This window comes from Arthrobacter sp. KBS0702 (genome assembly GCF_005937985.2).
GTDB lineage: Bacteria > Actinomycetota > Actinomycetes > Actinomycetales > Micrococcaceae > Arthrobacter.
Map to the genome: position 1 here is coordinate 3230597 of NZ_CP042172.1, position 23090 is coordinate 3253686.

General features: G+C 65.0%; 18 protein-coding genes and 1 pseudogene. 12 read left to right on the top strand and 7 right to left on the bottom strand.

The window, feature by feature from the left end:
* Positions 1 to 26 precede the first annotated feature (26 nt).
* Positions 27 to 1394 (bottom strand): FAD-binding protein, encoded by a 1368-nt coding sequence (locus FFF93_RS14950; protein WP_138768222.1) that lies wholly within the window; start codon positions 1392 to 1394, stop codon positions 27 to 29.
* A gap of 216 nt (positions 1395 to 1610) precedes the next feature.
* Here FFF93_RS14950 and FFF93_RS14955 point away from each other — a divergent pair, with 216 nt between their 5' ends.
* The 4 genes from FFF93_RS14955 to FFF93_RS14970 are packed head-to-tail and all read left to right on the top strand — an operon-like array spanning position 1611 to position 5493.
* Entirely contained in the window at positions 1611 to 2405 is a 795-nt protein-coding gene (locus tag FFF93_RS14955) for an IclR family transcriptional regulator (protein ID WP_138768221.1), read from the top strand.
* Positions 2402 to 3223, top strand: coding sequence for a CoA ester lyase (locus tag FFF93_RS14960; RefSeq protein ID WP_138768220.1), 822 nt, complete (start codon positions 2402 to 2404; stop codon positions 3221 to 3223). The genes FFF93_RS14955 and FFF93_RS14960 overlap by 4 nt, the downstream gene beginning before the upstream one ends.
* An 18-nt stretch (positions 3224 to 3241) precedes the next feature.
* A complete protein-coding gene (locus FFF93_RS14965) occupies positions 3242 to 4078 on the top strand; it encodes a cyclase family protein (protein ID WP_138768219.1) in 837 nt (278 codons plus the stop codon).
* Positions 4075 to 5493: an MmgE/PrpD family protein gene (locus tag FFF93_RS14970; protein WP_138768218.1), complete on the top strand. Its 1419-nt coding sequence runs from the start codon at positions 4075 to 4077 to the stop codon at positions 5491 to 5493. The genes FFF93_RS14965 and FFF93_RS14970 overlap by 4 nt, the downstream gene beginning before the upstream one ends.
* A 90-nt stretch (positions 5494 to 5583) precedes the next feature.
* On the opposite strand, the gene FFF93_RS14975 is transcribed toward FFF93_RS14970, so the two are convergent.
* From FFF93_RS14975 to FFF93_RS14985, 3 genes are all read right to left on the bottom strand, one after another.
* Positions 5584 to 6627, bottom strand: a complete 1044-nt coding sequence (locus FFF93_RS14975; RefSeq protein WP_144766432.1) for an exonuclease domain-containing protein — start codon at positions 6625 to 6627, stop codon at positions 5584 to 5586.
* A 192-nt stretch (positions 6628 to 6819) separates the two neighbouring features.
* Positions 6820 to 8823 (bottom strand): VWA domain-containing protein, encoded by a 2004-nt coding sequence (locus FFF93_RS14980; protein WP_138768216.1) that lies wholly within the window; start codon positions 8821 to 8823, stop codon positions 6820 to 6822.
* A gap of 18 nt (positions 8824 to 8841) precedes the next feature.
* Positions 8842 to 10230 (bottom strand): sigma 54-interacting transcriptional regulator, encoded by a 1389-nt coding sequence (locus FFF93_RS14985; RefSeq protein WP_138768215.1) that lies wholly within the window; start codon positions 10228 to 10230, stop codon positions 8842 to 8844.
* A 91-nt stretch (positions 10231 to 10321) separates the two neighbouring features.
* On the opposite strand from FFF93_RS14985, the gene FFF93_RS14990 reads away from it, so the two are divergent.
* Entirely contained in the window at positions 10322 to 10987 is a 666-nt protein-coding gene (locus FFF93_RS14990; RefSeq protein ID WP_138768214.1) for an MSMEG_4193 family putative phosphomutase, read from the top strand.
* A gap of 13 nt (positions 10988 to 11000) precedes the next feature.
* Positions 11001 to 11702 (top strand): SCO1664 family protein, encoded by a 702-nt coding sequence (locus FFF93_RS14995; RefSeq protein ID WP_138768213.1) that lies wholly within the window; start codon positions 11001 to 11003, stop codon positions 11700 to 11702.
* A 104-nt stretch (positions 11703 to 11806) separates the two neighbouring features.
* Here the strand turns inward: FFF93_RS14995 and FFF93_RS15000 are convergent, their stop codons facing one another.
* Positions 11807 to 13000 (bottom strand): hypothetical protein, encoded by a 1194-nt coding sequence (locus tag FFF93_RS15000; protein WP_138768212.1) that lies wholly within the window; start codon positions 12998 to 13000, stop codon positions 11807 to 11809.
* Between the two features lie 1212 nt (positions 13001 to 14212).
* Positions 14213 to 14743, bottom strand: a pseudogene (locus FFF93_RS15005) (ATP-binding cassette domain-containing protein); the annotation flags it as partial.
* Positions 14744 to 14978: 235 nt separating this feature from the next.
* On the opposite strand from FFF93_RS15005, the gene FFF93_RS15010 reads away from it, so the two are divergent.
* The 6 genes from FFF93_RS15010 (at position 14979) to FFF93_RS15035 (ending at position 22196) form a co-directional block, all read left to right on the top strand.
* On the top strand, positions 14979 to 16412 hold the full coding sequence (locus FFF93_RS15010; protein ID WP_138768211.1) for a nitrate/nitrite transporter: 1434 nt from the start codon (positions 14979 to 14981) through the stop codon (positions 16410 to 16412).
* A 16-nt stretch (positions 16413 to 16428) separates the two neighbouring features.
* Positions 16429 to 17934 (top strand): FGGY family carbohydrate kinase, encoded by a 1506-nt coding sequence (locus FFF93_RS15015; RefSeq protein ID WP_138768210.1) that lies wholly within the window; start codon positions 16429 to 16431, stop codon positions 17932 to 17934.
* Between the two features lie 86 nt (positions 17935 to 18020).
* Positions 18021 to 19697 (top strand): glycerol-3-phosphate dehydrogenase/oxidase, encoded by a 1677-nt coding sequence (locus tag FFF93_RS15020; RefSeq protein ID WP_138768209.1) that lies wholly within the window; start codon positions 18021 to 18023, stop codon positions 19695 to 19697.
* Positions 19694 to 21217 carry an FAD-binding oxidoreductase gene (locus tag FFF93_RS15025; protein ID WP_138768208.1) on the top strand — a complete coding sequence of 508 codons (1524 nt, stop codon included), beginning with the start codon at positions 19694 to 19696 and terminating at the stop codon, positions 21215 to 21217. The genes FFF93_RS15020 and FFF93_RS15025 overlap by 4 nt, the downstream gene beginning before the upstream one ends.
* 61 nt (positions 21218 to 21278) lie before the next feature.
* Positions 21279 to 21860 (top strand): glycerol-3-phosphate responsive antiterminator, encoded by a 582-nt coding sequence (locus tag FFF93_RS15030; RefSeq protein WP_138768207.1) that lies wholly within the window; start codon positions 21279 to 21281, stop codon positions 21858 to 21860.
* 36 nt (positions 21861 to 21896) lie between these two features.
* Positions 21897 to 22196: a putative quinol monooxygenase gene (locus FFF93_RS15035; protein WP_138768206.1), complete on the top strand. Its 300-nt coding sequence runs from the start codon at positions 21897 to 21899 to the stop codon at positions 22194 to 22196.
* A 121-nt stretch (positions 22197 to 22317) separates the two neighbouring features.
* On the opposite strand, the gene nagB is transcribed toward FFF93_RS15035, so the two are convergent.
* On the bottom strand, positions 22318 to 23088 hold the full coding sequence (nagB, locus tag FFF93_RS15040; protein ID WP_138768205.1) for a glucosamine-6-phosphate deaminase: 771 nt from the start codon (positions 23086 to 23088) through the stop codon (positions 22318 to 22320).
* Between the last annotated feature and the right edge of the window lie 2 nt (positions 23089 to 23090).

Below are 23090 nucleotides of genomic sequence, written 5' to 3' on the forward strand. Positions count from 1 at the left end.
AAAGGTGTGGGGCGCCGGTGCGGCGGTCAGGCTCGGGGCCCGAGATGCTCCGCGGTCAGCCAGGCCAGGCCGAACGCGGTGAGTAGACCGTTGCCGGCCAGGTACCCGGCGGCTCCGTGCCCGGAGATGCCGGATGCGGCGCCGCCGGAGGCGTAGAGACCCGGGATTGGTGTTTGGTCTTTCTGTGTGAGCACCCGGGCGTGCTCGTCAACCACCAGGCCGCCCTGGGTGTGGAAGAGGGCGGGAACAATACGGACCGCTGCGAAGGGGCCGTTCAACGGACGGCGTTCATCGCTGCGTCCCTGCCGGTCCTCCTCTTCGCCCCGCGCGGCCCGCCCTGCGGCTTCGACCTCGTCGATGAGCGTGTCCACAGGCACCCTGATGCGCTCGGCCAGGGCTGCCAGATCGTCAGCCCGGAGCAGTGCGCCGCTCTCGGCAACCTGGCGGAAGTCCGTGAAGGCAAGGCACTGCTGTTCGATGCGCTCGTCGATGATGATCCAGCCGGTCTGGTCCGGCTGTGCGGCGAGGAGGGCTGCGAATTCGGAGTAGCCGGTGGTCTCGTCCGCGAAACGGCGTCCGTCCGCATTTACGATGAGGCCTCCGTGGAGGACGGTGGCCCAGCCGACCAAGGTCTGGCTGGAGGCCGATAAGGCTGCGTGGCCCTGATAGGCGTCGAGGTACGCCGTGCCGGCTCCCAGGGCCGTCCCGATGCGCAGGGCGTCTCCGCGGCTGTAAAAACCGCCGTGGTAGTGGACGCCCGCCATCTCCGGAATCCACTGCTTCACCAGCTCAGGGGCGCCGCCGTAACCATTGGTGGCCAGTAGCACCGCCGGCACTGCCAGGCGGTCGCGGGCACCGTCCGGGGTGGAGGCGACAAGGCCGGACACGGCTCCCCCGGTGACTTCGACTTCTTGGAGCGTCATTGGCGTGATGAGTTCGATGCGGTCATGCCGCCGGACGCGCTCGACGAGGTGGGCCAGCAGGGTTGACCCGTGGCGGCCCGTGATCGTGTGGCAACGGTCCGCGCTGTGGCCCGGATAGCGGAAGTCGGTCACCAGCTCCAGTGGCAGCTCCAGCGTATCCGCCATCCACGTGACCATTGGCGCACTCGCCCGGGTCAGAGCGTCAGCCAGCCGTTGGTCGGCGCTACCTTCCGTCTTGCGTTCAATGTCTTCGAGGAAGCGCCCGGGAGTGTCCTCCACAGCGGCCTCTTCCTGCCATCTGGTCCCGGCGGCCGGGATCATGGCGGTGCACATCGAGGTGTTGTTGCCGCGCAGGAATTGTTCGTCGGCGTCGATGACGACGACGTTGTGGCCTAGCTCGGCGGCGCGCAGGGCGGCGATCAAGCCGCCGCCGGCGCCGGCCACGGCCAGATCGAAATCAAACTCGGACATCTCACCTCGCTCTCCGTTCCGCCTGACGGAACATCTTTGGTTTGTGTCGTGGAACACTCTGCCCCATCAATTTGCCGGACGCAAGGGTTTTTTGGATCAACCCAGCCGATAGCCAGCGAAACTTATTGCTCATGGCCTCGACAAGCGTTCCGGTAGACGGTACAAATAGTGGAAGCAATCAGTCAGGACATACACTCCGTCAGCAGGGAGCCAACAATGCAAACCACGTCCAGCGGGACCACCTCCGCGGCCCGGGCTGCAGACGTTCTGATGGCCTTTGGCCGAAGGAACAGCGCCTTGGGCATTTCGGAGATTGCCCGCTCGACGGGACTGTCCAAGGCCGTGGTGCACCGCATCGTGTCAACGTTTGTGGAGCGTGGCCTCCTCACGTACGAAGCCTCGACGCGCCGGTACCGGCTCGGGCCGGCCGCAGTCACCCTCGGCGCCCGGGCGCTGGACACGTCGCCGCTGCGGCGGGCCGCCCGGGAGGCGCTAGTCGAACTCCAGCGCCAGACCGGCGAAACCGCCACGGTGTCGGCCCGGGTCCCGGGAGGCCGGGTCTACCTCGACCAGGTTGAGAGTACGCAGGAAATCAAGATGACGGTCGAGATCGGCCGCTGTTTCGACCTGCACAGCGGCAGTTCCGGCCGCGCCATCCTGGCGTTCCTGTCCGAGGAGGAGCAGGAAGACATCCTCGCCCGGCCGCTTCCCCGCCAGACGGCCGCCACCGTGACGGATCCGGACGCCCTGCGCGCGGCGCTGCGCGAAGCACGCGCCTTGGGCATGTGCCATTCGGAAGGAGAGCGTCAGGAGGGCGCGGCGTCGTTGGCCGCCCCAGTGTTCTCGGCAGACGGCGACGTCGTCGGCTCCGTCTCCGTCTGCGGACCGAGCTACCGGATGACGGAAGAAAAACGCGCCCGCTACGAGGAAGCACTCCTCGAAGCAGCGTCCCGGGTTTCCCGCAATCTCGGCTATAACGCCCCGGGCGCCGGCCGCGAGGCGGCCTCATGATCCCGCGCAGCTGGCTGTACGTTCCGGGCCATCGGGAGGACCGGATTGCCAAGGCCCTGCGGTCGGACGCCGACGCGGTCATCATTGATCTGGAGGACGCGGTGCCCTCTCCGGCCAAGGCGACCGCCCTGCAGAACACGCTTCGGGCCCTGGAGGCTTCCGCGGCGGACCGGGAGGTATGGGTCCGCCTGAACCCGCTGGACTCCGTGTGGTCAGCGCAGGAGCTGGAAAGCCTGGGGTGGCAGGGCCGGAAGCCCGACGGGGTCCGCATCGCCAAGGCAGAGGACCCCGAAGCCATCGCCCGGGCTGCCGACATCCTGGACTGCGACATGCACCTCTTGATCGAATCAGCGTCCGCCCTGCGGGATGCCACGCAGCTTGCCGGAGCCCACCACCGAGTCACAGGATTGGCCCTGGGCGAAGCGGATCTGGCCGCCGACCTCCGGGTGTCGCCCGAAGGACTGGACTGGGCGCGCGGCTGGATTGTCACCGCTGCCCGCTCCCACGGCCTCGCCTCTCCGGTCCAAAGCGTCTACACGGACGTCGCCGATCTTGACGGCCTGCGCCGCAGCAGCCTCCAGGGACGGCGGCAGGGCTTCTTCGGACGCACCGTGATCCACCCCCGCCAGATCGACGTCGTCAATCACGCGTTCACTCCCACTCCGGAGGAAGTGTCGCGCGCCGAGGGCGTTGTGGCCTTGGCCCAAACGTCCGCAGAGGCCGGGGAGACGGCCGTTCTCGACCCCGACGGGCGCTTCATAGATCCCGCCGTTGTGGAGAACGCCCGGCTCATCCTCGACCTCGCCATCCGCGACTAATCCCTTTTGAGGAGACCCATGCAAAACCTCACCACTTCCACCACCGACGCCCTGCTGAACGCCGTCACCGGAAGCACCCAGGACGTTATCGAACTAGGTCACCCGCACTTCACCGGGATGCCCAGCTCCCCCAACCACCCAGGGTTCCGGATGACGCTGATCCGCAGGCACGGCGACATGGTCCGGCCCGACGGCGGGTCAGCCTCCAACGAAATCATCGTCACCGGTGGCCACGTCGGCACCCACGTCGATGCCCTCTCCCACGTCAGCCACGAGGGAATGCTCCACGGCGGGGTCGACGCAGAGGAAGCGCAGCGCGGCGGAAAGTTCTCCCAGCTCGGGGCCGACAAGATCCCCTTCCTGCTCCGGCGCGGCCTGCTCCTGGACATCGCCAAACTTCACGGCGTGGACGCCCTCGATGCCGGCCAGGCAGTGACCGTGGATGATCTCAAGGATGCCGCGGCCGCCGCCGGAGTCACCCCCGGGGAGGGTGACGTGGTGCTGATCCGGACCGGATGGGCACGGCACTTCGACGACCCCGCACGCTATCTGGGACAAACGGACGGCGTGCCGGGGCCCGATGTCGAAGCCGGCCGCTGGCTGGCCTCGGCCGGGATCGTCGCCGCCGGCGCCGACACCACCGCCTTCGAGCACATCCCCGCCGGTCAAGGCCACAGCGTGCTTCCCGTACACCGGGTGATGCTGGTGGAGAATGGCATCCACATCATCGAACACCTCAATCTTGAGGACGCCTCCCGGTACGGCCTGACTGAGTTCACCTTCGTCATGGCGCCGCTGCGGATCACCGGCGGAACGGGTTCGCCGATCCGCCCGGTCGCGGTGGTTTCCCGATGAGCCGCCACGACCTCACCGGCACCGTCGTCGGCCGGCTGGCCGCACTGGCGGACCATACCCGGCAGGACGGGCTGGGCCCGGAACTGCGCAAAGATGTCGCCCGCCGGGTTTTGGACCTCCTGGGCAACTCGCTCGCGGCCCACGACCAGCCTTCCGCCGCCGCCGTCATCGGCGTCGCCAACGGTTGGGGCGGCAACCCGGATGCCACCGCGATCGGGACCGGCCGCCGTTTTCCCGCCGCGACCGCCGGCCTGGTCAACGGCACGTTGGCCCACTCCATGGACTCGGACGACACCCACCTCCCTTCGGTCCTGCACCCCTCTGCCTCCGTCATTCCTGCAGCCCTGGCGGTCGCAGAGGCCACCGGAGCCAGTGGCGCCGCGTTGCTGGACGCCGCCGGCGTCGGAATCGAGATCACGGTGCGGCTCGGCATGGGCGGCTACGACGAGGACCTGGGGAACTCGGAGTTTTTCGAGCGGGGCCAGCACGCCACCTCGATCTGCGGCGCGGTTGGCTCCGCGGCCGCGGCCGCGACGCTCTACGGGCTCGACGCCGAGGGCATCGCGGACGCCATGGGCATCGCGGCCAGTTTCGGTGCCGGACTTCTCGAGGCGAACCGGACCGGTGGCACCGTCAAGCGGGCCCACTGCGGGTGGGCGGCTCATTCCGGAATTACGGCCGCGGAGCTGGCCCGCCACGGACTGACAGGGCCACCGACGGTGATCGAGGGCCGTTTCGGCTTCCTGCACGCCTTCTGCGGCGACCGGGCAGACGCCGCCAAGGTGGTCGAAGGACTCGGTGAGCAATGGGAGCTGCCGGGGATCTTCTTCAAGCCGTATCCCTGCAACCACTTCACCCAGGCGGGCATCGACGCCGCTCGTGAGGTCCGTGCCCGCGGCATCAACCCGGATGACATTATCGATATTGAGTTGGGTGTTCCCGCCCCAGTGCTGCGCACCATCGCCGAACCCAGGGAATCCAAGGCGCGGCCCGAATCCGGGTACCACGCCGCCTTCTCCGGACCGTTCACTGTGGCCCGGGCGCTCCTCGGGGGTTCCGGCCTCGGCGTCGGGCACCACGACTTCACCGATGCCATGGCAAAGGACCCGGAGACGCTGCGGCTGGCCGCACTCGTCCGGTGCTCTGCCGACGAGCGCAGCGGAAAGATCTACCCGCATCAGTTCCCCGCCGTGCTGCGCGTCAACACCAAGGATGGGGAATGGCACGAGGCCCGGGTGGAGTTCAACCGCGGCGGCCCGACTAACCCCCTGAGCGATGACGAACTGGCCGAGAAGTTCCGCCTCAACGTTGGCGACCGTCGGCCTGCCGAGGACGCGGACCGGGTCGCGGCGTTCGCCCTAGGCCTTGCGGACGCGTCGTCTGTCGCCGAGCTTATGGCCGCCGTCCGGGACTAAGCGGAGGCCGGCAAACGCAGCGGCCCGCACCCTTGGGGGTGCGGGCTGCCGCCGTCGTCTGCAGCGACGTGGGTGTCGACCAGTTGTCAGTTACTTCAGGCCAATTACGCGCTTCAGCAGCCCCAGCCACCAAGGGGCAGACGCATCAGTTGAAGGTGTCACTGGCAAGACCCTTTCGCTGGCATTCGCGCCTCGCAGCAGCTGAAGGAATTCTCGTTCTCCCAGGACGGTTATTTGCTGGCCAAGTGCCATGTAATCAAGGGCTTTGCGCTCCTTGCCGGTATTGCCTAAATCCCTGGCCGATGCCGAGTGCGTCGAATCTGATCGCCCGATGACGATGTATGTCGTCTTCTTGGTCACTCCCTGCCGGTTGACGGCACCGCATTCTGCAACCGCGGTCATCGCACCAAGCCGCGAGAAATTCTGCAGCTCGCCCGTGAAACAAAAAGTGTGACCAAAAAAGGGATGGGTTGGATCGGCGGCTGGATTGGGCTGAGGCAAGTCAGCTAGGCGAAGGGGCTGCGGATTATTGTCAGTCTGCGCGCCTGACAGAGGTCGCGCTTGAGCTGCCCGCGACGCTTTGTTGCTCTTCGCACCGATAGGCGCAGCCCACATCTCGCCCAGAGACTGATGCCGCCGCATACGGGCAATGGCAAGCACAACACTGGCGCAGGCGAGCGCGTCCGCCCCGGCCTCGTGATGCTGAAAGCGCGGAAGTTCCAAATGTTCAGTAACGTCATTCAATTTGTGGCGCGGAAGCTCTAAGTGCCCACGGGCGAGCTCCAGCGCACAATAGAAATCATGCCGGGGCAGGTCAACTCCGGTCGCTTCAGAGGCAGCCCTCATGACGCTCGCATCGAAACTCGCGTTGTATGCAACGAAGTTGCCGCCAGCGGCGAATCTGAAGATGAGGGCGAGCGACTCCTCCCAACTCCGCGCAGTCGCAACGTCGTGTGGCCGGATGCCGTGAATGCCGACATTACGGGCGTCAAAGTGATCCAGACCCCTTGGGGGTTTGATCAGCCATGACGCCCGCTCGACTATCTCCCCGTTTTCGACCTTCGCCAAACCGACGGAGCAAACTGAACCCCGTTGACTGTTGGCCGTCTCAAAGTCGATGGCAGTGAAGCTCATTTCTCTCACGGACTGTCCCCTATCTTCCGCGTACCGCGACAAGGACGAAGAACAGCGTCCTCGCCAAGGCGACAGACGGAGCAGGGCCGGGTGATAGGTCAAGCAAGGTTCCCCCAATGGTCAAATGACAGTTCTCGAACGGTACCAGCCCGCACCGACAAGACTTATTGCGGAGCTTCCGGAGCTCCTGCCCTATTTCGCCCAGTCGTCGTCGCCGTACGCCCGTCCGCGGAAGTGCGCACGGAGGTACTCCCCGACGACGGCGGCACCCAGGTCTCCGGCGTCGGGCGCCACCACCCGGCCGTCAATCCGGCGGGCCATCCGGGCGACGAACCGTTCCAGGCCCGGGTCGTTGCCGAGCCGGAAGAACGTGGCTTGGACGCCGGCGCGGCCCAGCCGGTCCAGCTCGGCGACGGTCACGCGGATGGTCTCCGGGTCCGGCGGATACGAGAACCAGGACTCGCCGTCGGCCTCCAGGTGCGCGGTGGGTTCGCCGTCGGTCACCACCAGCAGGACCGGCTGCATCGACGGGTGCTGGCGGAAGAACCTGCCCGCCAGCAGGAGCCCGTGGTGCAGGTTGGTGCCCTGTTCCCGCAGCGCGGGCAGGGCGGTGAGCTCGCCGATGTCCATGGTCTGTGCGTAGCGGCCGAACGTGATCAGCTGCAGCCGGTCGCCGCGGAACTTGGTGGACACGAGGTGGTGCAGGGCGAGCGCGGTGCGTTTCATCGGCACCCAGCGCCCCTCCGCGGCCATCGAGAAGGACACGTCCACCAACAGCGCGACGGCGGCCTGAGTGCGCGCCTCGGTTTCCGTGACCTCGATGTCGTCCACGGCCAGGCGCAGGCCGTGGCGCGGGTCCCCGCCGTCGGCGATGGTGCGGCGGATCGCGTTGGTGATGGTGCGGGTGACGTCCCACGGTTCGGCGTCGCCGAACTCCCACGGCCGGCTGGAGCCGGTCTGCTCCCCCGCCGCCCCGGCAACGCGCGTGTCCCGGCGACCCTGACGGCCGGAGAGCTGCTTGGCGGTGTCGCGCAGCAGCGACCGGCCCAGCCGGCGCATGGCCTGCGGGGAGAGCTTCAGGTCGCCGTCGGCGCCGCGCTGCAGGAAGCCGCCGTCGTGCATGGCCCGCTCAATCTCCGCCAGGGTGCGGGCGGACACCGCCGCGTCCTGCCCCAGCTGGCGGGCGAGGGCGTCCAGGTCCAGGTCGTCCAGGCGGGAGCCGTTGTAGGACTGCGAGAGCTGTTCGGCGAGTTCGTCCAGTTCGGCGAGGTCCTGCAGCACGCCGGTGCCGTCGCCGAGCCCCAGCCCCTCCTCGCCCTCGAAGCGTTCGGAGCCGGACCAGTCCTCCCCCGGGCGCAGCGCCTGCAGGTTGGCATCGAGTTGGCCCAGCTGTGCCATAAGCTCCGGCGAGCCGAACGCCTGGGCGGAGAGGCGCATCAGTTCCTCGCGCTGCTCGGCGGACATGGACTGCATGAGCCGCTGGGCGGCAGCCGCGCGCTGGGCGAGCGCGTCGATCAGCTCCTCGACCGACTGCGGGTTCTCCGGGAAGAACTGGCCGTGCTTGGCCATGAACTCATGGAAGTCCGCATCCGTGTCCTCGCCGCGGCGGTGCTTGTCGAGCAGCTCGTTGAGGTCGGCCAGCATCTCGGCCACGGCGGCGCGGTCCTCTTCCGTGGCGCCCTCGAGCGCCTCCTTCATCCCGGCGAACCGCTGGTCCAGGATTTCGCGGCCCAGCAGGTCCTTGATCTGCTCGTAGGCCTCGCGGGCGGTGCTGGACTGCCAGTCGTAGGAGGCGAGCTCCTTGACCGCGGCCGCCGTGGATTTGGGCAGGTTCTGCAGCTGCATCTCCCGGAAGGCGCGGTCCGTGTCGTCCATCCGGACGTCGCGGGCCAGCTGTTTGCGCTCCTCCAGCACCGCGGTCTCCAGCAGTTTCTGCACCTCGTTGAGGGTGCCGTCCAGCTTGTGCTGGCCCAGCAGGTCCTTGCGCCGCTGCTGGACCCGGCCGGCGAGGTCGTCGAGTCCTTCCCGGTTCCGGCCGCCGCGGCGCAGGTACTCCTGCAGGGCATGCCGGGGCGAGTAGCCGGCCATCACGTCCTCGGCGACGGCGTCCAGCGCCTCCGCCAGGTCCACCGGCGGCGCGAGCGGATCCGGCCCGCCCGCGTAGCGGCTGTAGCGGGACCGGTGGTGAGCGGTCATGGGCCCTCCTTGGCTGCGTTACCCGTAGACGGTCGCCTCGTCGTCGGAATCCTTGGAGATCCGCCGGGCGAGGTAGAGGCCTTCCAGGGCCAGTTCGACGGCGGCGGCGAGCTGCCCGTCGTTTTCCGCGCCGAGGCGCTCCCCGATGTCGTCGTAGAGGCTGGACCCGTTAAGCGACGGGAGGTTGTCGAGGAACTCCCGCGCCGTGACCAGTTCCCCGGTGGTGACAGTGGTGTGGCCGTCGAGGGCGGCGACGAGGTCGCCCATGTCGAGGCCGTGGAAGTGCGCCCTGACGGCTTCGGCGGTGGCCATCCGCAGCAGGTGGTCCAGGATGTCCTGTTCCCGGCCTTCCTCGCCGGATTCGAACTCGATCTTCCCGGCAAGTACTTCCACGGCGGCGTCCAGGTCGATGATGCGGGCGACGGCCTCATCCTCGCCGCGCACGCTGGCCCGGCGCAGGGCCGCCGCGGCGACCGTTTCGGCGCCGGCGATCGCGAACCGCGCGGACACCCCGGAGGTCTGGTTGATCGCCGGGGACTGCCGCAGCGCCCGGGTGTAGCGGGCCAGGATCTCGAGGATGACGGGCGGGACGCCGGCCACCAGGTGGCCTTCCTGCCGGATGACCGCCACCTCGTCGTCGAGCTCGATCGGGTAATGGGTGCGGATCTCGGCGCCGAAGCGGTCCCTCAGCGGCGTGATGATCCGGCCCCGGTTCGTGTAGTCCTCCGGGTTGGCGGACGCGACCACCAGGACGTCCAGCGGCAGCCGCAGCACGTAGCCGCGGATCTGGATGTCGCGTTCCTCCATCACGTTGAGCATGGAGACCTGGATCCGCTCGGCGAGGTCGGGGAGTTCATTGATGGCGATGATGCCGCGGTTGGAGCGCGGGACCAGGCCGTAGTGGATGGTTTCCGGATCACCCAGACGGCGGCCCTCGGCCACCCGCATCGGGTCGACGTCGCCGATCAAGTCCGCGACGGAGGTGTCCGGCGTCGCGAGCTTTTCGACGTAGCGTTCGGAGCGGTGCCGCCACGCCACCCGCAGCCGGTCCCCCTCGGTGAGGGCGCGGGCGCGGGAGTGCTCGGTGAGGGGTTCGTAGGGGTGTTCGTTCAGTTCCGAGTCCTCGATCACCGGCGACCACTCGTCCAGCAGCCCGGCCAGGGTCCGCAGCAGCCGGGTCTTGCCTTGGCCGCGTTCGCCGAGCAGGACGACGTCGTGCCCGGCAAGCAGGGCGCGTTCGAGCTGGGGCAGAACGGTGCGGCTGAAGCCGAACATCCCGGGCCAGGGGTCGCGGCCGGCGGCGAGCGCGGCGAGCAGATTGTCGCGGATTTCGCCGCGCAGGTCCTTGTGAACGTGGCCGGAGGCACGCAGTTCACCAACAGTGAAGATTTCGGGGCGATCACTCACTCCTCCACCGTAGACCTCGGCTGTGGGGGAATCGAGGGATTTCTTGAGATTCATGCGCACTGGGCGTCTGGGCGGCCTACGCTGGATTCTGATGACTGCAGCAACGTCCGGACCTCCGGCGGAGCCCTCTCGGCAGGGCACGCTCCTGCTTCTGGTGCGCCACGGAGAGACCCCGACGACGGGCATGGTCCTGCCGGGCCGGGCACCCGGACTGCACCTGTCCGACAGGGGCCGGGCCCAGGCGGAGCGGGTTTCCGAACGGCTCTCTTGCCTGCCGGTGGATGCCCTCTATTCCTCCCCGCTGGAGCGCGCCTGCGAGACGGCGGAGCCGACGGCGGCGCGCACCGGACTGGCAGTGAAGCACGACGACGGGCTGCTCGAGTGTGATTTCGGCGAGTGGACCGGTTCCGCGATCGCGGACCTGGCGGCCCTGCCGGAGTGGCAGACCGTACAGCACAGCCCGTCCGCGTTCCGCTTCCCGAATGGTGAGAGCTTCCCGGAAATGCAGGCGCGGATCGTCGGGGCGATGGAGGCACTGTGCTCCGCGCATGCCGGGGGCGTGGTGGTGTGCTTCTCGCACGCCGACCCCATCAAGGCCGCGGTGGCCCATGCCCTCGGCACGCCGCTGGACCTGTTCCAGCGGATTGTGATTAGCCCGGGCTCGGTGTCGGCCATTTCGTTCGTGGAGGGCCAGGATCCCGCGGTGCACATGGTGAATTCGACCGCGGAACCGCTGAGTGGGCTGAGGGCATCGTGAACCGGAGTTGCTGGTGTACGGCCGGGAGCTGACCCTGCTGACGGAGGGCAGCATCGAGCTGCTGGGCCTCATCCCGCGCAGCAGCAACCAGACGTTCCTCGTCCAGGTGACCTGTGGCGAGGACATCGGATACGCGGTCTACAAGCCGGAGTCCGGCGAACGGCCACTGTCCGATTTCGAACCCGGGCTCTACAAGCGCGAACGCGCCGCCTACCTGCTCAGCGAATCGCTGGGCTGGGGCTTCGTGCCCTTGACCGTCATTCGGGAGGACGCGCCTCTGGGCGTCGGCTCGCTGCAGTGGTTCATCGAGTGCGACTTCCGGGAGCACTACTTCACCCTGTACGAGGACGCCCCGGAAACCCACCGCGAGCTGGCCCGGATCGCCCTGTTCGACTTCGTCGCCAACAACACCGACCGCAAGAGCGGCCACGTCCTGCGCGGCGACGACGGCCGCATCTGGGGCATCGACCACGGGCTCTGCTTCTCGGCAGCGTTCAAGCTACGCACCGTGATCTGGGACTTCGCGGGCGACCCCATCCCGACTGCCTTGCTCGAGGACATCGCCCCGCTCGCCGAGGCCGTCCCCGCCGAGCTGGCGGAGCTGCTCGACGACGACGAGGTCACCGCCTTCCAGCGCCGAGTCCAGCGGATGCTGGTCGCGGGAGCGCTGCCGGTGGACCGGACGGGTATGCGGTATCCCTGGCCGCTGGTCTAACGGCGCAAGACCGTCGGCCTCCCATAGAGGCTGCCGGTAGGGTTAGAGCTACCCTTGAGAGCGGGCCGGAAGAGGTGCTTGCGTGAACGGGGCCGACTCAACAATCAGGAAGAGGGCGTCGAAGTAGGCGACGGCGTGTAAAGGATTTCCCTCTTACCGGGAATGCTAAGCCGGGCGACCGCATCAATTACCGTGAATGTCTGTGACGGGCATGCTCGGCTCGGAATTGTCGAGACGACGTATGGGTCTACGGTTGATCCTTTTCCTGACGCAACGATGACGGCGATCCTCGAGATGTTCACGTCCGCCTGGCACCGGCCTAAGCCAAGCTCTTCCCACAGCGCCCTACTGGGAGCAGAGTCATTGCCAATCAACTCACCAACAACGACGGCCGTGGGCTCAGCTGCTTTCTCATTTGCCGGTTTGTCAGGTGTGGCGAGGGCAAGCTGATATCCAATCCCGCCAACGGCCGCAACAAGTGCCGCCGCGACCATCAGACCCCCATCTCGATCTAAAGCGGTGCTGGTGTGCCAATATTCAGCCTTGTTGAGCAGACCGGAGCGCACCGCATTCATCGCATTAAAACTTCGGCGGGTTTTGACAACAATATCCTCCCACCACTCCAGCTCTTCTTCTGCATTTTTTATGAGCTTTGCGTTAGTCGGGCTAATCTCTTTCGCCTTTTGGAGCGCTCTACTGGCCTTGTCTCGACTATCCGTAGCGCTGACGACACTACGGCGGGCAGTACCATTCGCGGCCTTAAATTCCTCGAAATTGGCAATACCTTTGGGGAGATATGTGTTGGGGTCCTTGTTTACCAGCTCCAAAAACTCGGGGAGGCTGGTGCTGAGATCGTGCAGATCATAGACTGCGGGGCGGAGGATGCGTACAGCCTTATACAGGAAGTACCCGATACCCAAAAGCCCAAGCACACCTAAGACGCCGGCACACAGCAACTGCACGCCGTCTTCTTGCCAACTTAACTTGGGGGTGGCAACAAAACCCTTTGCGAACATCAACGCTCCAACCACAGCGAACGCAGCCACCAGCCATTTGACGGTTGTACGTACCGCTTCAGCGGCATCTCGCCAAGCGGGAGGCTCGACAGCTGGTTCATCTGAAGGCTCCGCTTGGCCCTCGGTTGCCCTCGCAACCGAAGGCTTCACTATTAACTGCCACCCGTGCTCTGTCGGCTCAGCCTTCTGACCGCCAACACCGGCTTGCCCTCCCGGGCTCCCCCGAAGCTGGTCGAATCTCTTCCTAATCCACGCGATAGATATGCCGGAAAGACTGCCCATTATTGACTCGCCCCTCACCTCGGCCGCTCAAAGGAGGTCAGATACGCTTTCATTCCCGAAATTTATCTTCGGGTCGCGGAGCACGCTCCACATCAGGTCGTTTATATGGGGCGTAAGGCTCCCACTTACCCGGGGGATCACGATAAATCTCAGCCTTGCCCTGCGCATTCCTTCTCAGGTCACCGTCAGTGGGGCTCATAGCCGTCCTCTCGCATTCACGACCTGCCGGTTGGTTGACGAGGCCTAAAGACCGCGCATGACGCCACTATAAACCCTCACCTGGTTGGAATGAAGCACTAAATCTGTATGCATCCGCTTCGTTTGTGGACGGCCCGCAGTTAGTCAGTTCGATTCCCGACCGTATAGTCGGTCGATGCGTCAAGCCGATTCTCCGCCTAACCCAAATCACTGATAGCCGACGATACGCAGAACATGGAAGATCCACGACGGATCGGTCACCCTGCACACCTCTAAACGCCCGCCGCCGGCCGCGCAAACTGAGCCGCAGCGGCGCCGCATACGCCCCGCCAGCCGCCAGTAATGAAGCATGCGTCCATCACCAGGATGAGGTCGGCGTCGCGCGGATGGTGGAGGGCCGGGGGACCCTGCGGCAGGGGCTGCACGAACCGGTCCACGTGCGTGGCCTTCGCAGCCCCGAGCATTTCCTCTCGGTTGCAGAGCGGCGGCCGCAGACGATTTTGTCCCGCATGGTCCCGTCGAACAGCCACCTATCCTGCAGCGCTGCTCACCCGCGAGCGCGGCTCGGGCCGGGACATCTCGGCGACGTCCTCGCCGTTCCGCCTGGCGTCGAGCTCGTAGAACTACCCGAATGCCGTGCCGGCAGAGCGACACCGACAAGAACGATGGAGGGTCTCTTCCTCCATCGCCCTTTGCTTCTCCACCTCTGCGTCGGCTGGACGTGACGGAACCCCGACTTCGCCGTCGCAATGGCTGGCAGTAGGGCCGAACAACTCTCCGCGGCGCGCAGCCGGGCCGCCGCCATTTCCTAAACACTGGCTTCTGCGAGCTCCCTGGCACAGCGCAAGTCTTTAGAAGCGGTGAACTCGTCGGCCGGCGCGATTTCCTGGTATTCGACGTCGCGTAGAAGTACTCGCGTCGCGAGTTCACCAGGTTGACCCGCTGGCCGACGAAGTGCTGGCGGAGCATGGTTTCGATGCCCACTGCGTCTTTCGAGGAGAAGAATGCGTGCACGTCCAAGAGGAAAGGAACGGAAGCGTCTCGAGTTCGCGCACACGATCCATGCGCGATGACAAACGACGTCCGGCCTGACCGCAGCGCGCTCATGGCCTTCTGCACCAGCACCTCGGTCCGCGTATCCACGGACGATGTCGCCTCGTCCAGGATCAGTACCGACGGACGGGCCAGGAACGCCGGTTAGCAGCTGCTTCTCCCCCGCCGAGACGTTGGCGCCCTCGTCGTCGAGTACTGTGTCGTAGCCCTGCGGCAGGGACTTCACGAACCGGTCCACGTACGTCGCCTTCGCCGCCTCGCCTCGGTGGCACCGAGCCAGCCGTAGGCGATGTTGTCCCGGATGGTCCCGCCGAACAGCCAGGTGTCCTGCAGCACCATGCCCATCCGCGAGCGCAGCTCGTGCCGGGACATCGCGGCCACGTCCACGCCGTCCAGCGTGATCCGCCCGGCGTCGAGCTCGTAGAAGCGCATCATCAGGTTCACCAGCGTGGTCTTGCCGGCCCCGGTCGGGCCAACGATCGCCACGGTCTGCCGTCGAGACCCACGCCGGTCACGGACGGAGCGATTGCTGAGGGAGAACAGTTCCTAGTCGTCGCCCACTAGGAAAATTCAAAAAAACGACTGTTGCAATCCTCATCAGATGTGACTAGAGTCACGTGGGTCAGGGTAAGAATTGGAGACCTCCTGTTGGAGGCTCCATTCTGCCCTTTTTTGTACCCAGAAAAGACCTCTGACAGAAGGGTTTCCCGACAGAGAGGTCGGGCAGTTGAGTAACTTGGTAATTCGCGGCGTGCAGGACGTGGTCGCCTACATCGATGATCGTCCCAAAATTTCCGGCAGAGCCGGCTTGATCTGGTGGCTGGCCCTTGGCGGCCTGTTCCTGGATGCTTTTTCCAACTCGGCCTTGAGCGCCGGGCTTGGCCCAATGACAAAAGATCTTCATCTGAGCGCAGCCCAGGTTGCACTCCTCACTTCGCTCGCGTCCTGGGTCGCAATCGCCTTCAATCCCATCGGCGGCTGGATGGCGGACCGCTGGGGCCGGATCGCACCGCTTATTCTCGCTAAAGCCCTTGCCCTCATCGGCGCAGCTGCAGCCGCGTTCGCCCCGAACTTCGAGCTAGTGCTGACGGGCCGTTTCTTCGTTGGAGCCGCCTACGGCATCGACTTCGCGATCGCCATGGCTCTTCTGGCTGAATTTACTCCGGCAAAGTTTCGGAGTCGCCTGAATACCTGGCAGGGCATCTGGTACGTGGCGGTGAGCACCAACCTCGTGCTCGCCATCCTGTTCTACAACATGGGCACCGGCGCAGCCATCTGGCGCTACGCAGTAGGCTCAGCCGGCGTCGTTGCGCTGATTCTGCTGGTTGCCCAGCTGCGCTACCTGGTCGAAAGCCCCACTTGGGCTGCCCGCAAGGGACTCCTAGAGCGCGCCGCAACATCCATGACCAAGATCTATGGCCAAACGTTCACTGCAGCCCCAGAAGCCGACCGGCTTCCCATCTTGAACCAGGCCACGCGAGGCGTGGCGAATGTGGCACTCATCTTCAGGGGAAGCTACCTGCCGCGCACCATTCTGGCCGGAACGGTTCAGATGGCGCAGTCCATTCAGTACTTCGCAGTCGGGTGGTACCTGCCGATCATCAGCTTGACGCTCTTCGGCCAAGACTTCGTGGTGGCCACATTTGGCGCCCTCGTCTTCAACCTGTTCGGCATTGTGGGAGGGTTCCTCTCCCCGAAGATCGGCAATCGTCTGGGCCTCCGAAAGGCCTCAGCCCTTGGATTTGGCGCCGTCTTCATCATGCTGGTGGTGATGGGCCTCTTCTACCAAAGTATGCCGATCTTCCTGGCATTCTTGGTGCCTTCGTTGTTCATCCTGTTCCACTCAGGCGGCCCCGGCGCGAACGGCAAGAGCCTGTCGACACTTTCGTTCCGGAGCGAGCTTCGCGCAGGGGCAAATGGCATCATTGGGGCCATCGGAAGCGCCGGCGCGGCCCTCGGTCTGCTGGTGTTCCCACTTCTCAAGGAAGGGCTGGGCCTCGGACCGACCTTCCTGATCCTCTCCGTCGTTCCACTCATCGCCTGCATCGTGTGCTCGGTTATCAAGTGGGAGCCGACGCGAGCACTCCTCAGCCCGGACGAGGAACTGGACGCCCCGCAGTTCAAGAGCGACCTCGCCCGCATCGCGGTCCCCACCAGCTAGCCCGACGGAGCGATCAATGAAAGTGCCGGCCATCTTGTCCATAGACGAAGGGACTACAGGCACGCGCGCTGCCTGGGTCACGGCCGACGGCGGCGTGCACTCTCTCGAGTACCGCCACCTCACCGTGAACAGTCCACGAGCCGGGGTAGTGGAACAGGACGCAAACGAAATCCTGGCCAAGACTATCGATGCCTGCCGCTCCGTGGTTGCAGCCGCCGCTGCGGCCGGTGTCCAGCTGCAGGCCTTGGCCATCGCCACGCAGCGATCAACGGCGGTGTTGTGGGATACCCGCAGCGGCCGCGCTCTGGTCCCTGCAATGGTCTGGCAGGACAGCCGCTATGCCGAGGAACTGGCCGAGCTCGGCGGCAGCTGGAACGAACGCCTCGTCGCCGCCGTGGGACGTCCCACCGGAGTGCGTTCACCCTACCTGTGGGCCGCACACCACCTCCGGGAGAGCCCGGAAGTGGCTGCGGCCCACGGGGAAGGGCGGTTAGGCTTCGGCACCGTCGAAACCTGGCTGCTCTGGAACCTGACCGTCGAGCGGAGCTACGTCGCCACCGCCACCAACGCCACCTCGGCCGGGGCCTACGTGCTGGCGGAGCATGCGTATGAAACGGCTTGGATTCAGGCGCTGGGCTTTCCCTTGGACCTGCTCCCGGAGTTGCGTCAAGACGTGGACGTGTTCGGCCATACGGACGCGTCCAAGATCGGCATTTCAGTGCCGGTGCTCGCCGCTTTGGGAGACCAGCACGCCGGGACCGTGGGGCTGGGGTGCATCAGACCTGGCCAGGCGATGTGCGTCCACGGCACGGGCAGCTTCGTTGACCTCGTCACAGGCGACACCCTGCCGCAGAAGCCCGGCTTGTATCCCGGGACCCTGACCCTCACGGGCTGGCGGCGGGAGCACCAATCGGTGTACGCGGTTGAAACTTTCACCGCCACTACCGGATCAGCCATCGACTGGGTCTGCAACACCCTGGGATGGTTCAGCTCCGCCCAGAAGGTCAGCGAGCTCGCCGGGACAGTTGACGGGTCCGGCGGGGTCATGTTCGTTCCGGCCCTGACCGGGCTCAGGACACCCGTGGTGGAACCAAAGGCGCGCGCCTCCCTCACCGGGTTCTCCCTCGCGTCGACCAAAGCCGAAGTGGCTTATGCCGTACTGGAAGGCATCGCCCACTCCGTCGCCACCAGCACGGAAGCCAACGCCGAAGTCGCCGGAATGGACGCAGACGAGATCGTCGTCGGCGGCGGCCTGTCCGGCAGCAATCCGCTTATCCAGATGCAGGCCGACCTGGTAGGCATCCCAATGCGGCGTCTGCCCGCCTCAGAAGCGGCAACGCTGCGGGGGGCCGCCTTCCTGGCCGGAGCGAATGGCCTGCTGTGGGACACGCTGTACGAAGCCGTTTCAGTGCTGGGCGACGGCGAAATTTTCCTTCCCCGACTTTCTGAGACGCAACGAGCCGAACGACGCCTGAGATGGGCGGCCCGTATTTCGGCCGAACTCGAACTGGCGCGCATTTAGGGCGGTACGCCCGCCTCAGCCCGCGCCACCAAACGTAAAGCCACAGATCAGACAGATCAGCAGGCGCACATAGAGAGACATAATCCATGATTTCCATGCCTTCACGTAAACCTCGGGTGGACCGCGCCCGGATGGTCTCCGATACGCCGCTCAGAATAGACCGTGCGGAACAGATCGGCAGCCTTGACAGTGGACGATTCGACATCGTCGTCGTGGGCGGCGGCGTGACCGGTGCCTACACAGCGATGGACGCGGCTCAACGCGGCTACCGGGTGGCCCTGTTAGAGAAAAACGATTTTGCCTCCGGTACTTCCTCCAAGTCATCCAAGATGATCCACGGCGGCCTGCGCTACATCGAACAAGGCAATCTGCCGCTCGTGCGTCACTCACTACTGGAGCGTCAACGGCTGCGCAAGAACGCCCAACACCTCGTACAACGCTTGCCGTTCCTGTTTCCCATCCTGTCCAAGGACGGCGTTTTCGACCGAAGACTGGCGGCCGGTTTCGAAAGCCTGTTGTGGACGTACGATCTGGCCGGGGGCTGGCGCGAAGGTGTAATGCACCAGAAGCTGACAAAGAACGAGGTGCTCTCCCACTGCCCCACCTTCAAGGCGGATCACTTAGAGTCCGGCCTCATGTATTACGATGCGCGGGCGGACGACGCCCGACTCACGCTGGCCCTCGCCCGGACGGCTGCCTTCCACGGCGCCACCGTTCTCAATGGCGCCAAAGTCAGCGACGTGACGCGTCAGGGGGGGAAGGTGAACGGCGTCGTGGTCGAAGTCGATGGCCGGGAGATCCGTGCTGAAGCCGGCGTCGTCGTGGTTGCTACCGGCGTGTGGCTCCGCGACTGGACGGGCGCGGGCTCAGGCGTTGATGCACCCAACATCCGCCCGGCAAAGGGCGTTCACGTCGCCGTGCCCTGGCTGAAAGTCCGCAACGACTGCACCGTCACCATCCCGATTCCCGGACGTAACCGCCGCGCCACGATCACGCGTTGGGGAGACACGTCCTACCTCGGCACCACAGACGACGACTATGACGGCGACTTGGACGACGTCAACTGCACCCGCGAGGAACTGGACTTCCTGCTGGATGGCGCCCGCACCGCCCTGAACATCGATATCGAACCGGAGGACGTCCTAGGCAGCATCGGCGGCTGCCGCCCGCTGGTGGCCCCGCCGGGAGGGAAAACCCTTGAGGTCAAACGCAACCACGAGATCCGAACGGACCCGGACGGTCTGGTCACGGTGGTCGGAGGGAAACTGACGACGTCCCGCCACATGGCGGAACAGACTGTCGACGCCGCTCAAGCAGTCCTCGGTCTGCGGCGCCCCTGCAGGACCAAGAACAGCTACCTTTTGGGAGCGGCGGGCTACGACGCCGAAGCGATCACAGCCACAGGAGGGCTGGCCTCACACCTAGGAGAGCGGTATGGCACGGAGGCCCGATTCGTGACAGATATTCTCTCGGAAGACCCAGCGCTGAACGTCCCGTTGGTCGAGGGCCTGCCCTACCTTGAGGCGGAGGTGATCTACTCCGCGCGCTACGAAATGGCCCGCAACGTGGATGACATACTCTCGCGGCGCACCCGTTCGCGCATCATGTCCCGGGATGCCTCCGCCGCTTCTGCGGCACGCGTGGGCGAACTGCTGATGAAAGAACTCGACCTGCCAGCAACCGAAGTCGAGGCCCAGGTGGCCTCCTACCGAAGCCAAATTGCGCACGAACGTGCAGTCCTGATGGGAGAGAACCAGAAATGATTAGCAAAGAAGCGGTTAAGCGTGGCTACAACCGCGGGAACTACACCGTGGGCGCACCAACCCAGCCTCGCTTCGCCCAGAGCGTCGGCGACGTAGCCGGCGAACCGGCCTTCTCAATCAACCCCGTAACCGTTCCGAAGGAGACTGTCGAACGCCTCCGGGCCGCAGCAGACCAGGTCATTACCGACCCCGCCCTCGTAAGGGAGGGCACCCGAGACTGGTGGGCCGGGACCATGATCGCCGAAACGGGCGGCCGCCCGACAACCCCCGAAGCGGTGATTGTGCGCGTGTCCAGTACCGAACAGGTGCAAGAGGTCATGCGGATCGCGTACGCGGATAACCTCCCGGTCACTGTGTCCGCCGGTCGGAGCAACGTCACCGGATCAGCTTTGCCAGTCAGCGGCGGTATCGTTCTGGATGTCTGCGGTCTTAACAAGTTCACCGCCTATGACGAGGAAAGCCAGCTCGTTGAGGTGGAGGCCGGTGTTTTCGGCGACATCTTCGAGGAGCAGATCCAGTCGGAGTATGGCATGACGCTGGGGCACTGGCCCTCCTCCTACGCCATCAGCACCGTGGGCGGCTGGGTCGCGTGCCGAGGCGCTGGTCAGCTCTCCACCCGGTACGGCAAGATCGAGGACATGGTCCACGGACTCGACGTCGTCCTGGCCAACGGTGACCTCGTTAGCCTCGGTAACGGCACTCGGGCTGCCGTCGGGCCCGATCTTTTGCAGCTTTTCATCGGTTCCGAGGGCACGCTCGGCGTCATCACGAGAATCCGTTTCAAGTTGCATCGGTTGCCGGAGCACGGGCGGGCGATCGCCTACGGGTTCAATACTTTCGCTGAGGGCCTGGAGGCGTGCCGGCAGATCATGCAGCAGGGTGCCACGCCTGCAGCCCTGCGGCTATATGACGAGCTTGAAAGCGGCCTGCAGTTCGGTCTTCCCGACACGAACGTTCTGCTCGTCGCGGATGAGGGCGAGAAGGAGGTAGTTGAGGCCGGTCTGACCGTGAGCGAATCGGTCTGCGCTGGAAATGCCGTGAAACTCGACGGCGATGCCATCTTCGAACGGTGGTTGGACACCCGTTACCTGACAGGCAAGAGCGCGGAGGGGTTCAAACCCAGCCCAGGTCTCGTGGCGGACACCTTGGAGATGATCGGAAACTGGAGGGACCTGCCGGCCATTTACGACGAGGTCGTGGCGGCAATCAACGCCGTGCCCGGTACCTTGGCTGGTTCCGCTCACCAGTCGCACGCTTATGTTGACGGCGCCTGCCTGTACTTCTCGCTGCGCGGAGAGGTACCGGTCGGCGACAGGGCGGGCTGGTATCGTGCGGCATGGGACGCGGCCAACGAGGTGATTCTCCGGTATGGAGCCACCCTCAGCCATCATCACGGCGTCGGCCTCCTGCGCGCGCCGTATATGGCGGAGTCGCTGGGTAGCGGATTTGAAGTACTCCGCGCCGTCAAGACCGCGCTGGATCCCAAGAACCTGCTCAACCCGGGCAAGCTGGGACTGTAATTTCACTACGGTTGATCCATTGTCCGCTTGCGTCCCTTGATCACGAGATGAGACCTCAAGAATGATTGATTTTCCCGAAGATCTGGACGCAAAGCTGACCAGGAACCCGGTGATTGCCTCCGTCTTCGGTGCGGAGTCCGTTGCCGGGTTCCTGAACTCCGACTGCCAACTCTGCATCCTGGCCAACGTTTCCCTCCACGAGTTGGAGGGACTGCTGCAGCTGCTGGACCGAGCCGGAAAATTCACCTTCGTCAACATGGATGCCTGCTCCGGGCTGGGACAGGACCGTGGCGCAGTCGAGTACCTGAAAAAGATAGGGACCCAAGGCATTGTCAGCACTAAGACGGCCATGATCCAGCGTGCCAACAGCCTGAGCATGGTGACCATGCAAAAGGTCTTCGTAACGGACCGGTCCAACCTGCCCCGCAGCGCGGCCGCGCTGGAGCAAAGCAAACCTCACCTGGTGCAGGTCATGCCCTGGCCCGTGATCTCACACCTGACAGAGGGTGAGAAGCGCAGCCTCTCACCCTTCGTCGCTGCCGGCTTCGTCCGTACCGGGGCCGACGTGGCCACGGCGCTGAGAGCGGGCGCAAAGGGCGTCTCCACCAGCGCCAAGGAGCTGTGGGATCAAGCTGGCCGTTAGCCAAGTTAATCGACTATCCACGAAGGAGAACCGCTAGTGGCAGAGAAGTATCTTCAGGTGATCGCCCACTACCGCGCGAAGGCAGACGAGGTGGAAGCGGTCGCCTACCTCCTCGAAGACCTTTCGGCGGCCAGCCGTGCAGAGGAAGCCAATATCTCCTACGACTACTTCCAAGGAGTCCACGACAAAGCGCATTTCGTCATTCTCGAGCGCTATCGGGATGCGGAAGGATTCGCCGCTCATCGTGACCAGGAGCATTTCAAAACCATCGGCATCGGGCAGATCATACCGAGGCTCGAAAGCCGGCTGGTTGAGTCGTATGAGGGGAGCCTATAAGGGTGACTAGCTAGGCGGTCTACTGGGACGAAAAATTGCGGACCCTCGAAGGATGGGCGAATGCTGTGTATCGACCTGCCACAACAGAGGCAAGCTACCTGTCATACCCGAGCCGGAGACCTCACACAGGTTTACTGCTGAACGCATAGCGGTAGTAATCCGCGAGAGAAAGCTGGCTCGCGGCTTCCTCGTCGACGACAACGGTCGCCCTCGGGTGCAGTTGCAGCAAGGACGCGGGGCACATGCTTGATAGCGGACCTTCAATTGCCGCAGCGAGGGCGCGTGCTTTGCCCTTTCCCTGCGCGACAAGAATAAGCTGCCCAGCCTCAAGAATTGTGCCCAGTCCCTGGGTGATGCAGTGCCTCGGGACTTCAGCGGCGGTGTTGAAGAATCGCGCATTGTCCGCCCTGGTTTGCTCGGTCAGCGTCTTGATCCGGGTGCGAGACGTCAGCGACGACGTGGGTTCGTTGAAGCCGATGTGGCCGTTGGTGCCGATACCGAGGAGCTGGACATCAATTCCGCCTGAGTCACTGATTGCAGCCTCGAATTCTCTGCAGGCCTGCTCGTGATCGGGTCTCCCGCCGTCGGGAACTGTCACGTTCTCGAACATCATGCCGAGCGGCTCCGCGATTTCGCGTTGCACGACGGCAGCGTAGCTGGCCGGGTGCCCGGGGGCGAGACCGACGTACTCGTCGAGGGCGAAGCCCCGTGTCGCAGCCAGGTCAATTTCGGTGGCGTGACGCATCCTGGCGAGTTCTGCATAGACAACCATGGGCGAACTCCCCGTGGCGAGGCCAAGGACGGCATCCGGTTTTATGCGAACCGTCTCGGCGATGATTCGTGCGGCGATGCGCCCGACTGCGTCCGGCGTTTCAGCAATGATGACTTCCATTG